Annotated in this window: 18 protein-coding genes and 1 pseudogene; 4 read left to right on the forward strand and 15 right to left on the reverse strand. The window is 40.4% G+C overall.

Features of this window, described 5'->3' with window-relative positions; translation table 11 throughout:
• Positions 1-27: 27 nt before the first annotated feature.
• Both ACXAEO_RS11615 and ACXAEO_RS11620 read left to right on the forward strand, forming a co-directional pair.
• On the forward strand, positions 28-399 hold the full coding sequence (locus tag ACXAEO_RS11615) for a hypothetical protein (protein WP_474881066.1): 372 nt from the start codon (positions 28-30) through the stop codon (positions 397-399).
• A 53-nt stretch (positions 400-452) separates the two neighbouring features.
• Positions 453-608, forward strand: a complete 156-nt coding sequence (locus ACXAEO_RS11620) for a hypothetical protein (protein ID WP_474881068.1) — start codon at positions 453-455, stop codon at positions 606-608.
• Positions 609-645: 37 nt separating this feature from the next.
• Here the strand turns inward: ACXAEO_RS11620 and cspD are convergent, their stop codons facing one another.
• The 4 genes and pseudogenes from cspD to ACXAEO_RS11640 all read right to left on the reverse strand — a co-directional run bounded on the left by cspD (position 646) and on the right by ACXAEO_RS11640 (position 2471).
• On the reverse strand, positions 646-846 hold the full coding sequence (cspD, locus tag ACXAEO_RS11625; protein WP_474881071.1) for a cold-shock protein CspD: 201 nt from the start codon (positions 844-846) through the stop codon (positions 646-648).
• Positions 847-1182: 336 nt separating this feature from the next.
• Positions 1183-1920, reverse strand: a complete 738-nt coding sequence (locus ACXAEO_RS11630) for a UDP-galactose-lipid carrier transferase (protein ID WP_474881073.1) — start codon at positions 1918-1920, stop codon at positions 1183-1185.
• Positions 1921-2099: 179 nt separating this feature from the next.
• A pseudogene (locus ACXAEO_RS11635) lies at positions 2100-2165 on the reverse strand (type I restriction-modification system subunit M N-terminal domain-containing protein); the annotation flags it as partial.
• Between the two features lie 15 nt (positions 2166-2180).
• Positions 2181-2471: a tyrosine-type recombinase/integrase gene (locus ACXAEO_RS11640; protein ID WP_474884114.1), complete on the reverse strand. Its 291-nt coding sequence runs from the start codon at positions 2469-2471 to the stop codon at positions 2181-2183.
• A 357-nt stretch (positions 2472-2828) separates the two neighbouring features.
• Between ACXAEO_RS11640 and ACXAEO_RS11645 the strand changes: the two genes are divergently transcribed.
• The gene (locus ACXAEO_RS11645) at positions 2829-3131 is read left to right on the forward strand and encodes a hypothetical protein (RefSeq protein ID WP_474881075.1); all 303 of its coding nucleotides are present in this window, start codon (positions 2829-2831) and stop codon (positions 3129-3131) included.
• Between the two features lie 155 nt (positions 3132-3286).
• Here the strand turns inward: ACXAEO_RS11645 and ACXAEO_RS11650 are convergent, their stop codons facing one another.
• The 8 genes from ACXAEO_RS11650 to ACXAEO_RS11685 form a co-directional block, all read right to left on the reverse strand.
• Positions 3287-3484, reverse strand: coding sequence for a hypothetical protein (locus ACXAEO_RS11650; RefSeq protein WP_474881077.1), 198 nt, complete (start codon positions 3482-3484; stop codon positions 3287-3289).
• A 127-nt stretch (positions 3485-3611) separates the two neighbouring features.
• Complete coding sequence (locus ACXAEO_RS11655) at positions 3612-4145, reverse strand: nucleoside/nucleotide kinase family protein (protein ID WP_474881079.1); 534 nt, start codon at positions 4143-4145, stop codon at positions 3612-3614.
• Positions 4146-4434: 289 nt separating this feature from the next.
• On the reverse strand, positions 4435-4923 hold the full coding sequence (locus ACXAEO_RS11660) for a YobA family protein (protein WP_474881081.1): 489 nt from the start codon (positions 4921-4923) through the stop codon (positions 4435-4437).
• A 17-nt stretch (positions 4924-4940) separates the two neighbouring features.
• Entirely contained in the window at positions 4941-5225 is a 285-nt protein-coding gene (locus ACXAEO_RS11665) for a hypothetical protein (RefSeq protein ID WP_474881083.1), read from the reverse strand.
• A 123-nt stretch (positions 5226-5348) separates the two neighbouring features.
• On the reverse strand, positions 5349-5966 hold the full coding sequence (locus tag ACXAEO_RS11670; RefSeq protein WP_474881084.1) for a LysE family translocator: 618 nt from the start codon (positions 5964-5966) through the stop codon (positions 5349-5351).
• Between the two features lie 143 nt (positions 5967-6109).
• The gene (locus ACXAEO_RS11675) at positions 6110-6427 is read right to left on the reverse strand and encodes an MmcQ/YjbR family DNA-binding protein (RefSeq protein WP_474884116.1); all 318 of its coding nucleotides are present in this window, start codon (positions 6425-6427) and stop codon (positions 6110-6112) included.
• Positions 6428-6772: 345 nt separating this feature from the next.
• Positions 6773-7600, reverse strand: coding sequence for an STAS domain-containing protein (locus tag ACXAEO_RS11680; protein ID WP_474881086.1), 828 nt, complete (start codon positions 7598-7600; stop codon positions 6773-6775).
• Between the two features lie 127 nt (positions 7601-7727).
• Positions 7728-8951 (reverse strand): MFS transporter, encoded by a 1224-nt coding sequence (locus ACXAEO_RS11685; protein ID WP_474881088.1) that lies wholly within the window; start codon positions 8949-8951, stop codon positions 7728-7730.
• Positions 8952-9117: 166 nt separating this feature from the next.
• Between ACXAEO_RS11685 and ACXAEO_RS11690 the strand changes: the two genes are divergently transcribed.
• Positions 9118-9438 carry a hypothetical protein gene (locus tag ACXAEO_RS11690; RefSeq protein WP_474881090.1) on the forward strand — a complete coding sequence of 107 codons (321 nt, stop codon included), beginning with the start codon at positions 9118-9120 and terminating at the stop codon, positions 9436-9438.
• A 66-nt stretch (positions 9439-9504) separates the two neighbouring features.
• On the opposite strand, the gene ACXAEO_RS11695 is transcribed toward ACXAEO_RS11690, so the two are convergent.
• Genes ACXAEO_RS11695 through ACXAEO_RS11705 form a run of 3 tightly spaced genes read right to left on the reverse strand, consistent with a single transcriptional unit; the run spans position 9505 to position 14611 of the window.
• Complete coding sequence (locus ACXAEO_RS11695; protein WP_474881092.1) at positions 9505-10698, reverse strand: type III PLP-dependent enzyme; 1194 nt, start codon at positions 10696-10698, stop codon at positions 9505-9507.
• Entirely contained in the window at positions 10692-12665 is a 1974-nt protein-coding gene (locus tag ACXAEO_RS11700) for an IucA/IucC family protein (protein WP_474881093.1), read from the reverse strand. The genes ACXAEO_RS11695 and ACXAEO_RS11700 overlap by 7 nt, the downstream gene beginning before the upstream one ends.
• A complete protein-coding gene (locus ACXAEO_RS11705; protein ID WP_474881094.1) occupies positions 12662-14611 on the reverse strand; it encodes an IucA/IucC family protein in 1950 nt (649 codons plus the stop codon). The genes ACXAEO_RS11700 and ACXAEO_RS11705 overlap by 4 nt, the downstream gene beginning before the upstream one ends.
• Positions 14612-14645 lie beyond the last annotated feature (34 nt).

Here is a 14645-nt window from a genome sequence, read left to right on the forward strand (position 1 = left end):
CTACTTATAACGCTTAGTAGAAATAAGGTGAAGCTCATAAATACATTAAAATCTATTTACGGACATGTCAAACAATCAATTGAAGGCGGAGCACAATCTGTTAAAGAACGAATCTCCTCTTTGTTACAGCAAGAAAATATGACGGTGGAACAAGTAGCGGCTTACATTCAGCAACACCCGAATACTACGGTGACAGAGCAATCCCTACTTGGCATCACATACCGTTTTTATCACCTTCAAAATCAGCACGTCACATTTTATGCAGAAACAAGAGGACTACAGAGCGAGCAGCTTTTATACATGACCGCCTTCACGAAGGACCATGTATTATTTACATATCGCTCGTACGAACAGAAACTGTCCTTGAAGCAGCCTATTGCGATGGAAGGTCTTATATGAGCGTTCTTTTTTCGTTCATATTCAAAAAATGAAGAAAGACAGGAGGAAGGACTATGTCGAAACAAGGAAAAATGAACAAAAATCAAACGAACCAGCAAATTGCCAAACAAGCAAGCGACTTTAATGCAGAGCTAGCATCAGAATTTGTTCAAGGAAACACGAAAAATCAGAGTCAAAAGAAAAGCGGTCGACAATTAAACAAGCATTAAAAGAAGAGAAGGGAAATCCCTTCTCTTCGGCTTTTCATTATTTTTTAGTTACGTTAGCAGCTTGAGGTCCACGGTTGCCTTCAACGATTTCGAAAGAAACTTCTTGACCTTCTTCTAAAGTTTTGAAGCCGTCACCTTGAATTGCAGAAAAATGTACGAATACATCGTCTCCGCCTTCAACTTCGATAAATCCAAATCCTTTTTCTGCGTTAAACCATTTTACTTTACCGTTTTGCATGAAAAAATCCTCCTAAAATGTACCTTTTTGTGCACATATCTATTTTTGACCATTTTACAGATAATAAACGTATTAAAAAAACTGCAACCCCGTAGAAGATTTAACCTTGCCATCTCCCTTGAAGTTACAGCTTATTTAAATCTTTTATCTATCATATTAAAAGTAAAATGGTTTAAAAAAACTATATCACGTTATTTGTATAAAATCAATCAAATTTTTAAAAAAGTGCAATCGCTATCATAAAGAAAACTTTCATCGATATGGGTTTTTCATCATCCCTCACCCGATTTCTTAGGTTGCGCCAAATTGGAATAAACCTAGAAGCTTCTTTTCTTCTTAATCGATAATTCCTTTATGTTTCAAATGCTGTTCGAGCCATCCATTTATAACCTTTAATGTTTTCACTCGCGCAAACAGCTTGTCATTCGCTTCAATGATGACCCAAGGCGCATGTGGTGTGTCGGTTTTATCGAACATCTCATTTACAGCTTCTTCATACAGTTCCCATTTTTCGCGGTTACGCCAATCTTCTTCTGTAATTTTCCAGCGCTTAAATGGATTTTCTTCCCGTTCTTTGAATCGACGCAATTGCTCGTCTTTACTAATATGAAACCAAAGCTTCCCTACTACATATCCATCATCGTGAAGCAAGCGCTCAAATTGATTAATTTCTTCATATGCCCGTTTCCATTCCGCCTCTAACGCAAATCCTTCTACGCGTTCCACGAGCACCCTTCCATACCATGAGCGGTCAAACAAGGCGATTTGCCCATAAGAGGGAAGTTTTTTCCAAAAACGATGAAGATAATGATGATGCTTCTCTTCCGATGACGGAGCGGCAATTGGATGAACATGCATACCCCTTGGATCTAAGCGCTGTGAAATGCGTTTAATGGCTCCCCCTTTTCCTGCTGCATCCCATCCCTCTAACGCAAAAACAACTGGAACATGATGCTGATATAGAAGCTGCTGAAAACGAAGCAGCCGCAGTTGCTGTGCTTTCAGTTCTTTTTTATACTCTTTTTCCGATTCGATCTTTTTCGTTAAATCTACCTCTTCCAATAATTCTTTCATATTCGGCACCTCTTTTTCCATTTCTTTCTTCTCTACACATTCGACCCATCAGACAGGTTTCCTTCCTGTCGACACAGTACAACTTATATTCCACATTTATTCCTTTTAAAAACAAGGCTCTGTTCGTATCATAGGCTCATCACCAGTTCATTCTGGTATGGGCCTATATATGAAAAGAGCCTTAAAAATAAAAGTCCAAATATATAGTTCTTATAATCACTCGAATCAACAGACCCACGTAAGATGTCGGCGAGATAAGCTTAAGTCGGTGTGATTGCCTTGTCCCCTTTCCTGGACGGAAAGAGCCACTCACTGTCTAAGTTGGAAGCATAGGTATACACGTCCTCAAAATAACTCCCAATGTAGACATCACGCTGCTTTTGGGTTTTCCCCTCTTTGACCCGAAGGATCTTTTCACGCTTTTTCTTTAAATCGAGAATCGACTTCTTTTTCAGTTTCAATAAGTCCCCCACGCGTAAGCCCGTTTCGCATCCCAACACAAACAAGATATAATCCCGTTCACTGCAATGACGTTTCAGAGCCCATTTCATATCTTCTAGCTGCTGTTTTATTGTGAATGGGCTGGACATCTTCCCCTGTTTTTACCACCGCCTAAACCTCACTAAAATCAACGTTTTGAATGTACGATTTTTTTGATACATTCATTTTAATATGGATATCGGCGGAAATGGAGGAAAAACAACGAAATGAAAGTATGATTTTATGTAAAATCATACATTCGATAAAATGAAAAAGTCGCCTAAATAGGCAGCATTATTTTTGGTTCTTGTTAAACTAACGCCACTCATTTATTCAATACGAAAAATTGAACAGTTAGTTGTTTTAAAGAATGAAATCATATTCCGAACACATCCTACAAATAAGAAATAAAGGTTGGATGTGATCAGGTGAAAGACAAACTTATCGTATTTCTCTTCTTCATCGTCCTTGCTGCTTGTAATCACTCACCATTAGATGAAATTAGAGAGCACGATATTAAAAATGGTGGACTTTATTATGAACAAGAGAAATTAGAAAGCCTGGACATTAAAGGAATTACCAAGGACAAAGACGGTAATATCCATTTTTATGTTGAAGAAATTACCCCAGATACGAATAAGAAGATTGAACAGAAATTATTTGAGATTTTTGGTCAAAAAATAGACTTTATCCTCCATGACATTGATGAAATAACTGATCTATCTCGTTAAATAACTATAAAAAAGCCCCAAATCCCTAGAATTTGAGGCTTTTTACGCTTGAACAAGGGTAGAAGTTTATAGAGATGAAAAACGTCTTATACACGAATATAAGACGTTTCAATCAACATAACCGAGGATTCTAGGCAGTTAAAAAAACCTCAGATTTAAAACTGATTATTGTTTCCTGTATCTTTTCTTGCTTGATCCAGATATTGCTCAGTGTAGATTTGTTGAGAGTCTGAAGCGTTTTTTATTCCCTCATCTGGCTCAATTCTTATATTCTTCTTAGACCTATAATCAATTAAAGCCCCAATACCAAGAAGGCTACCAACCATTCCAACAACCCATATCCATAATGGCATAATCTCCATCCTCTTTTCCCTAGAATCAACATTAAAATAATTATATCACCCGAAATCCATTATATGGAATAAATGAAGGTGTTACCATAACATGCGATCTAGGAACTAGCTAAATACTATTTTTTCTTTAGGTTAAATCAGAGTTTAAAATTAAAAATTGTTGACCTGTATCTATCTTAAAAATCGCATATTCAGGACTTGTAAAGGTGTTATCAAAGAAAAAACGAGAAGGAACGCCGGATTGAAGAAATTCCTTACGCAGAATGAGGACCCTTTCTCCCATTTGTGCTTCAACTGGTCTATTAAAGTCACGATTTAGATGTGTCTCTTCATCAGCCCATAAAATGACATGACGCACTTCAATTCCTTGATTAATCCATGGTAATGTATATTTCTTTATATCGTCCCAAAACATAACCCAGTCCACTACGACATCACGATCATCTAATATAAAGTTATCCGTTAAAGATATAATATTTGTCCATACTAAGTCCTTAGCTTTCTCCGACTCCCACGGCTTTTCATACTCTGCAACTGACATTAGACTGATAACATCTCCTGAAATGTAAGCACTTCTATGTAAATGTTCAGCAAGAACCTTAGAAGTTGTAGACTTCCCTACACCAGCAGGACCGGAAATTAAATATATTTTTCTTGTCAAAATTTCTTCCCCCTAAACTCCTTTATAAGAAGTTAAATTCTTATCCAGAAGTAAAAATTCCTTTTGCATACTCTATACAAAACTAGTTGACATAAAAGTTCTTTTGGGAAGTTTCAAAAAAACAAACCCCTTGGCGCTCAATGGGTTTCAAGTTGGCCTATTTTATCATTTATGCAAGATTTTATACATCGTTGAGAAATCAACGTTTTCAACTCCTCAATAAGCCTGGAAGATGCATAAAAAAGACGGTTTTTATACAACATGCTTAGATAAAAAGCACACTAGAATTCTATTTATCTTCTACCTTAAACTCAAATTCTTCTGGCTCCTCTGGTGTTTTTATTGTTGCCTTTAGGTTAATGGTCCATTTATCCGATTTCACATCATACTTTATATCTTTAACAACCATCACCTCATCCTGATCAATATCCACATTGAGTAAAACTTTACAGAGGACCTGAGCTTCGGATAAATCTGCATCTTTAGGTTGTTTACTTTTGATAATAGAGACTTTCTTGGCACCTCCACGAGCCGGATATGACTCCATAATCGGTCCTGAAAACCAAACTTGCACCTTTTGACCAACCTCAACGTCCTCAGAGGCTTTTGAAACCCATACTGCATCATAACCCTCTTTTAGTCCACCAGTCGAACTGTAGTCCTTTGGTTCTGGGTTTACCACAAGAATCTGTTCCTCTTCTTTCTTTATAACATAACCGGCTATATCTGGAGGTTCTAAAAAGCTACAGGCACTATTCGTGAGCATAAATACCAGCATAATGGAACATATCCTTTTCATCCCCAACATTTCCACCATTTCTTTTTTTCTCTCTGACTTTCTGCCATCATTGCAGCAGCCATTTGTTTCTGAGTTTCTTGACTTTGACGGAGAGCATCTAAAAGAGCTTTATCCCGATCACTTGATAAAAATTCCTCGAGTCGATTCATCTGGGCCTTTAATTCCTCAATCTGACTGTCTTTCTCTACAAGAACGTCTTTTATTGCAGAAGGAAACTCCTCTAAAACAATTTGACCTACTTGTTCTTTAGATATTTGAGAAGATTGTAGTTCTTGGATCATACTCTTCAATTGCCCTATTTCGTCTAATAAGTGGTCATTGTACTGTTTCTGTAGAGCTAAACCCTGTATTAGGGTTTCACTTTCATCTATGTAGGGGTACCGCCAACAAGAAATAAGCTGAAATTATCTCTTTTCAACAGCTAGCTTCATTCCTAGGGTTATCAACATAAATCCTGTTAATCGCTGAAATCCAGAAAGAAATGATGGTTTATCGAACCATACTCGCATGTAATTAATCAAATTAACATAGACAAGTAGCCATATAAAAGTTAATAAAACTGGTGTTATTCCTATAATAATCATCTGTAATGAAGTATGCTCGCCAGGTACGATAAATTGCGGTAAAAATGACATAAAGAAAATAATAGCTTTAGGATTAAGTACGTTCGACAACATTCCTTGCAAGAAATAAGAACCTTTGGGTGTTTTCTCCGAAATCATGGTATCCGATGTTAAGTTGGATTTCTTTGAAAAAAGTGTAAATACCCCCATCAAAATAAGAAATGCAGCTCCAACATATTTAATAATTTGAAAAAGTAAAACAGAGTTAGCAATGATAGCAGATAAACCAAGAACTGCAAGTGTTATATGAATTGTAATACCTGTACAAACACCAACAACAGTTTTAAAACCTACTCCTTTTCCCTGAATAAGTGTATTTTTAGTGACCAATAATGTATCAGCCCCAGGGGTAAGTACAATGAGTAAGGTTGTTACTACAAATAAATAATAATGTTCCATATTCACTACTCCCTCTATTACCTAATATGACTATGAAAGAAGGGATTGAACTATCCTGCATCCGTTCCTTTAAGTAAACTATTTCACAGTCATAGTCAATTCCAAAGAAAAAAGCATTAATACTTCCTTCTGAACAAATGCTCTCACTTTTTGAAATTAACTTTACTATTACTTTTTTTAGTTAACATATAGCTTTGTTTTATCATTTCGTAAATTTCTTCTTTTGGAACAGTACCGTCAAGAATGATTGAATTCCAATGGTTCTTATTAAGGTGAAATGCCGGAACTACCGAATTGTAAACTTGACGCCAATAATCCAAAAAACCAGGTTCACATTTCACATTAATCCAAATATGGCCATCTTTTTCAAATATCCAAGCAAATACTTTTTCGTTATGTATATGTCGCATTAATGTCCAATTCTTATCGCGAAACGGATAATCTTCATATGTATTCCCCATCGCCAAACAGTAGCTGATCGCTTCCTATCTACTCTTCATTGTTAACCTCTTTTCTAACATAATAATTTGATAGTATTTATAAAGTTGCATCCTTAATTATAACCCCTGAACGCATTACAACCTTATCATCATTAAGAAAAACTAGTAGATAGATATCATCTCTACTATGGATGTTGCTTGTGTCTTTGAAGTCAACACCTTATTGTATTTTGTAGTTTCATTACTATAGCTATCCACAAACATGAACGAAGCAAGGGAATTATCGAAGATCAACCTTATTCTTTAACAGGGCCTTATATAAAAACACCTCCTTTGACTCAAGAAGGTGCTAGAATCGATATCTATTTATTTTTGCGTAAAACCAATCGAGGCGAGTGCCTGTTGGAGTGTAGAGAAGGTTGGCACATGACTGAAGTCTAGCCCTAAATTAACAACCGTCTGGGCAATTTCAGGCGTAATGCCACTAATTTTCGCGTTAACACCAATGAGTTTCAACGCTTCAATAATTTGAAAGATTTTTTGAGCGACAAATGTATCAATAATCGGGACACCGGACAAATCTAACACGAAATGATGCAAACGAAGCTGCATGCTTTTTTCCAGCGCCTCTTCTAATAAAAGCTGGGCCCGATGCGTATCAATCGTTCCGATAATTGGTAAAACTGCCGTCCCTGCCGCAACGGGAACAACCGGTACGGACATTTCCAAAATCGCTTCTTGTGACTGTTTCAGCTGACGATTATGGAATTCAACAAAAGGAATACTAAAATAGTAAACAACTTCGTTCATCGTTTGATCAAGAACAGAGATAATGTCATACAACTCATCCAACGACAGCTGTGCTTTAACCGCTTCCTCTTTAATAACCTCTCCAATTACGCGGCGATAATGAGGAACTTCACTTAACATGGCGTCGAGTGTTGTTCCCATTAATGCACAGCGTTCTCCCGTTTCCTTCCCCCATTTTTGAATACACGACTCACGCTTATTCGCTTCCATTGCCAATGCTTCCCCATATAACGTGACAAGTTCTACCCGTAGCGGTAAAAGTTCATTGGAAATAGGGAGAAGCTGCTCAGGATAACGTCTATTTTGCTCCTCTGTAATAAGATGCGCGATTTCGTCTTTCTTCTCTACTATTTTCTTGCTCATATCCACTAGTCTGTTAGTCATCACATTCACCATCAATCTAATTTTTTTCCACTTCTTATAATCTATCGTAATTTCATAAAAGCTGTAAAGGACAAAACTCTCATTCCCCTAAAAAATGAAAATTTTGTCTTTAACTGAAAAAAGGTTCTTATGAAAAGCGAGACCATTCCTGGAGTTTTTGATCACTAGGTAAAAGCCATGTTAATACACCAAGAATAGGAAGAAGGCTACATAATATCATAACAAGTCGTAAATCATACATATCCGCCAGCTTCCCGAGCGCAACAGCCCCAACAGCCCCCATTCCAAACGCAAATCCGACAATTAACCCAGACACCATCCCAACTTTTCCAGGCATCAGCTCCTGGGCATAAACAACCGTGACGCTGAAGCTTGAAGACATAATAAAACCGATAACGAAAAAAAGTGGAACGACAAAAACAAGCGGAACATACGGCAATAAAATCGTCAGCGGAGCCGAACCGAGCATAGAAAAAAAGATGATGTTTCGCTTGCCGAACCGATCTGCCAGCGGTCCGCCAAAAAAGGTGCCAAACACTCCTGCAATCATGAAAATGAAAATGTAAAATTGCGCATGCTTAATCGTCAAGCCGTAATGATCGATTAAATAAAACTGATAGTAGTTGGAGATACCCGCACTATACCAGGAACGAGCAAAGGTTAAAAACACAAGAATGACCACGGCCAGTTTAATCGATTTGTGGAACGCAACTGCGGCTCCAGTTGATGTCTTTCCTTTCTTCGACTGACGCCCAAGTTCCAGCTGCTGTTTATACCAAGACGAGACAGACAGCAGCACAACAATGGCCAGTCCTGCAACGGCTGTAAACCAAATGGCGCCAAATTGTCCGAGCGGCACGAAAATAAAGGCGGCAAAGAGCGGAGCCATTGCATTGCCTGTATTGCCTCCTACTTGATAAATCGACTGCGCCAACCCTCTTTTCGCTCCTGCTGCCATATAAGCAACTCTCGCCCCTTCCGGATGAAAGACAGCCGAACCAAATCCGATAAATAAGACCGACAATAAAATGAACGCAAAATTAGGTGCAAATGCTAAACCAATCATGCCGATCATGCTTAAAAACATTCCGAATGGCAGTAAAAAGGGCGACGGTTTTTTATCTGCATAATACCCAAACATCGGCTGCATCACCGAGGATGTCATATTGAGCGCAAATGCAATCCAACCAATTTGCGTATAGGTTAAATTCATCGCTTGTGCCAAAGTCGGAAACATGGCGATGACAACCGCCTGCATCGAATCATTCAAAAAATGCCCAAAGCTAATGGCAAATAAAATCCGATACATCGTTTGGGCTGGAACGCTCGTTGTTTTCACAGCAACTTGCATACGTAAGTCCCTTCTTTCCGTTATATTCCAATTGTTAGAGTCTATTCCATCTTACACCATTCCTAACTATTTCGGATACTGAAATAATTATTTTTTTCGAAAACGGTTTATGTTTTAAAACAGGTGGTATATATGAATTAACAAACGATAAAGGAGCCAAGAAAACATGCTAAATGAAAGTACGATACAGACAACGCAAACAGCACGTTTAAAAGGTGAATTTGTATCCAACATGAAAGAAGGAAAAGAGTTATTAAAGGGACTGCCAAAAGAGGTCATCGATAAGGCGATTGAACTGACCGAATATCCGTCCTATGCTTTAAATGAAGAAGTGATTGACAATTATATGAACACGTTGCGAATTTTAAATTTTGTAAAATATAAGCAAGTGACCTTTGCAGCTGTGTTGTTCAGCGGCGCGAACAGTGCCGTCAAACTGAACGTCTTACATAAAATTGAAGCGGCCCTCGATGAATTATCATTATAAAAAAAGAGGATGAACGGAAGCGCTCAATAAGCGATTTTTCCGTCATCCTCTTTTCGATGAGCACATTTAAGATAAAAAAAGTTTGTCTGGATGCGGGTGCTGTAAAAAATCGTGATGAGAGATGACCCACCCGTAAGCACCGGCATGTGAAAACAGCACAACATCCCCTGCTCGAACGTGTTGAACAGGCATATCACGAACGAGTACGTCATTCGGTGTACAAAGCTCACCTGCGATCGTTAAGCGTTCGTTCTGCACTTCTGGCCGCTCAAATGGATACGGCCACTGTTCAACTGGAATAATCGTAAACGGATGGCTCATCTTCCATGCTGCCGGGAGTCGAAGGTGATGCGTGCCTCCTCTAATAACCGCAAAATGCTTTCCATGATTTTCTTTAACGTCCAGCACTTCCGCTGCATAGTAGCCGCTTTTTGCGGCAATATACCGCCCAGGCTCCAGCGTGAGCGTATATGGAAAACTGTCACCAAGCAGGTTGTGAAGACCTGATGCGAACGCCTCCCATTGAAAGGAGCGATTAGGATTGGCATAGTCAATGCCAATGCCGCCTCCTGCATTAATGTGCTCCACCGTTATGCCGGCTTGCCTCTCCCATACCTGTACTCGTGTAAGGCAGCCTGCGATAAATTCAAGATGCGTGTGCGCTTCTAAATTATTGGACATCGCATGAAAATGGAACCCTTTTAGGTTGAGAAAAGAAAACTTTTGAACTTCTTGAATGACAGCTGGAATGTTTTTCTCTTCAATGCCAAATTGGGTTGGCACACCTGCCATTTTCAACTCAGCCTCCGACGGAATGGATTCCACATTTACCCTCAATAAAATAGAAACCGTTGTGTTAAGACGTTCGGCGATGTAGTGAAGACGCCGTAATTCATGAAGGCTCTCCACATGAATGAGGTCTATCTTTTGACGGATCGCTGTTTCTAGTTCTTCATCCGTTTTTCCTGGTCCGCCAAAGCAAACCGGAACCGATGAATCGAGCGCTCTCACTGTTTGAATTTCTCCAATAGAAGCGACCTCAAACCCGTCGACCTTCTGATGAAGAGTTTGCAGGATAGGTTGCTCGCTGTTGGCTTTAACAGCGTAAAACAATCGGCACGACTCTGGTAAAGTTTCACGTAAATACTCCACATGCTTTTTTAATTGTTTCAAATCATAAATATAAGCACAAAAAGGAGCAGTTCCTTTTTGCTTATAAGAACGAATAGTCTCTTCAATTGTTGCAGTCCCCATCAGCATGACCCCATCTCCTTTTTTGTTCTTTCATCTATGTGAGATAAAGGATTCGGAACTGACACGTAATGATATCCTTGCTTTGGCATCATCCTCATTAAAGTTAATGCTTTATGTTCCACCGTCGCTGCATATAGCGTATCCCGGTCAAGGTGTGCCCATTCCTTTGGCGCTTCTCCCTCAAGTTGCTGAAACAGTCGGTCACATATAACTCGAATTTCCTTCCAACATTCAGCTTCCTCGATGGCATACAACTTACAAAGCTGTGAAATGATTTCACCTAAATGATTTTGAAAGACCGTGTAATACACTTTCTTATGCATCTCATCAATCGAATCCGTTATCGTGACCGAATCTGGCATAAAATTAGCAATGACACCTTGTGCTTCCAATCGTTGTCCGTAAATTCTCGCACCGCCCCAATCACGGAACAAAAAGCGCTTCGGCACGCCGTTTTTAAAGACGGGGATGCTGTTTTGCAGATGCCCTTCTAACCCAATTCCGTACTTGACCATAAGTGTTAAAAATCCAGGCAGCACAAGCTCACTGTAATCCCGCAAAAACAAAAGACCCGCTCGAGCTAACGAAGCCTCTTCCTTCGTGTCAGCATATTGTTCTACCAGTTCAGCAAGAATCGGCTTGTTCGTCAAAGGCGAAAGCGCATAAAGGCTGGAGCCGACAATAGCCAGTTCACCTTCTTCCAGTAACTCCTCCATGTTTTCACGAAGAACAGCAGTCAAATTGCGCCTTTTCTCTTCACTTTCTGACTGGAAGTGATAACCCGCCACCTCGCAAACTGGTACAAATATACGCTCTAGCGCTGTCTCACGCTGTAACACACGGCGAATCATGTCTGTAAAATGGACCGCATTCATCGCTGTTTGCGGAGAGATCGATCGAACCGTTGACGTCATTTGACTATTAACGGCCGTTTTGAATGAAAACGGAGCGTTAACATCGCAAGGAGTGACCGTTCGAAACGAAGAGGTTCCCCGACATGGCACGGAAAAAGACGGAATAGGAACGACGATGTTGGCCTCTATTTCTTCTTTATAAATGCGCTCGATTTCATAATCCATTTGCCATGGATGAACCGGAACAACTATATAGTTCCCTTCATCTAGTCCTAAATCGTCTAGCTGCCGCTTTACTTCCTCCTTCAAATCTGGATACGCGTTCAAAAGCAGCTGTTCTTTTGCTTCATGCCACTGGGCATACGTTTTATCGACAGCAGCAAACCGCAACGAAAACGTCCCGTGGAATTCAGGGGCATATCGGACGATATCAGCCGGCTTCATACCCATCTTTGTTTTCGCGCCTGGATGAAGGTTATGCCCTTCCACCGATAATTGTTCGAAAAACAAACTTGGACTGAAATTTTCTTCCTTTTTGGCTGTCGCATAGTTTAAAGCGGTCTGAACATGAAGGGCCTTTGCTTCTTGTTTTTGATGTTGGGCAGCTTGTTCATGAAACGTATACGCGAGTGCCAAATTGGCACTTCCATTTTCAAGCTCGCGCTTTAAATTGTCCCAAGAATTCGTCTCCATCCCTTTTCGATGAGCGGCTAAAAGATCCATCAGCTCTGCGGCGCTCTCTACTACTTTAGATGTTTCGTTGTTTATGTATAAAATCTCTCCTCCAATTTCCACACGGCGAAACCCATAAACAGCCGCAATAGGAAACAAAAGAAACACCTTTTCTGTCAGTTCATATTTTTTATAAGTGGTGACCTCATCCTTAACGCCATTTTCCGTTTCAATTTGTACATCGCTTGAATGTGAAAATAATCCGAATACATCTTCCCGAAGTAGCGAAGCCGCAAAACGGCGTAAAATTCCCCTTCTCCCTTTTGGAAGCAATGCGGAGAAATTTGAGACGAGAAGCGGGTAGTGCTCCTTCAAAAACTCGAAGCTCGTTGTCTCATAGTGATTCATTGTTTGATAAGACGGGTGATCCGCCGTAAACAAGCTCATATATTGCTTTCTCCTTTTCCTTTTAAGTATAGCGGATTCGCGATTTTCACAAATTCATAGGAAGAGGCTTCATCATACAATCTCATAGACATGAGTGCTTTTAAATCCATGCTTTCACCAAAAAAGTAAGCTTCGTCCTCTTTAACCGCTGCTTCTATACTTTTATCTTCTTTTAATTGTTCGAATACATCGCCAAACGATGAACGAACAGCCGCCCACAATCGCTTTTCTTCTACTTGAAGGTCACGCACTAGCGAAGCGACTAGTTCACCGATATGGTTTTGAAACACCGCATGCGAAAGAACACGTCTCGCCTCTTGTGGATCGTTCGTTTCAAGTGGAGGTTCAAAAGACAACTGCTGCTTCACCAACGGTGAGGAGAGTAATCTCTCTTTGAAAATGCGCACCCCCCCGTAATCTCTCACAATGATCTTAACGGGCATGCCATTGCGAAAAACCGCTACGCTGTTTTGAAGATGCCCTTCCAGGCTGATACCATAGCGACAAAGCAGCGTTAAAAATCCGCTTGCACATATTTTCGCATATTCCGCAAGAAATCGTTCCGCTCCCTCATGTACACACGTTAAAGATGCCGTCTTCATAAAACGTTCAATTAGCTCTACCATCATCGTCTTCTCTGCAAGCGGCGATTGCGCAAGAAGAGCAGCACCCGGAAGGCTGATATCTCCTTTTTGCGTTCGGCTTTCCGGGTTTTCCCGCACGATGAACGAAAGCTGCCTACTTCGGTCATCTTTGTTTTCTACCCCAAAATAAGCGCCCATCCGGTCTTCAACCATCGCAAAAGATGAAGCAAGCTCTAGCTCCTGTGATTGAATATGTGCTAATACGTTCGACAGTTTCGGTCCGTTTACAGTCGACTGCGGAGAAACAGTCCGAACGGCGCTCGTCATTTGAATATTCACCGCCGTTTTAATATGGTGCTTCTTCGCGGACGGTGCGAAGGTACGAAATGAGACAAGCGAGGACGCTTTGATTTCTCCTTGTTGAATTAACACAATATCATGCTTGTTCATTTCCTCTGAAAATAATGGTGGAATGGTTTGTGCAAACTGCCACGGGTGGACGATAATCCACTCATATTCTTCTGGCAGTAAAGACTTTTCTTTCAGTTGCTGTTGGGCTTGTTTCAGCACATCTGGATATTCCTCATGAAGCCACTTACTCGGAGTTTGCCCCTGCAACGCCGTCACATGGCAAAAGCTTTTGCGAACAGCCACCAACTTCAAACGAGGCTGCGCTCCCCACTCTGGTGAATACGCGATTACATCCGATACGTTGAGTCCGAATTTTGTTTTCGAACAAGGGTGAAGCGTATGCCCATCAATCACCCATTGTTCATAAAAAGAAAGCGCACTAAAGGAAGAATCTTGCGCTAATTGCCGCTCAACCCACTCTAAGGAATTGTAAAGAGAATGCTTGCTTGCTTCATGCTTTAACGCTTCTTTCCTCACATCGGCACCTGCCAATGCCAACGCATAGTTTGCCGTGCTGTTGCGAATTTCCTCCATAAATCGATCGAGACGCTCAGCCGACACCGTTATCGCCTTTGTGTCAATAAGAAGGCGCATCAATTCGTCTGCAGAACGGATGAAAGACGATTCACCATTGCTCCATAACGTCATGTCTTCTTGTATATCAAATCGATTGCCTGACAGACGCAAAACCGGAACCGTCAGCTTTTTTGTTGGAGTTAACACGACTTCCAACAGCTCTTTTTCGCCGTTTTGGCTGTACATGACCGCTTCCTCAGATAAAAAACCTTCTCTTACTAAAGACCGGAACAACCGGTTGATAATGCTTATTCGTGCGATCGGCAGCTTTTCTATAAACAGGTTCAGCAAACGTAAATCCGTGTGCTGCAAATAGGCGTATATGTTGTGCTCTTCAGCGGTTAATTGTAGTGATTGCATAGTATGTATCGTCATAACACGACTCCTTTACCGTCCAGCAAACAATCGT

Source organism: Bacillus sp. ABA4_010 (assembly GCF_056159105.1).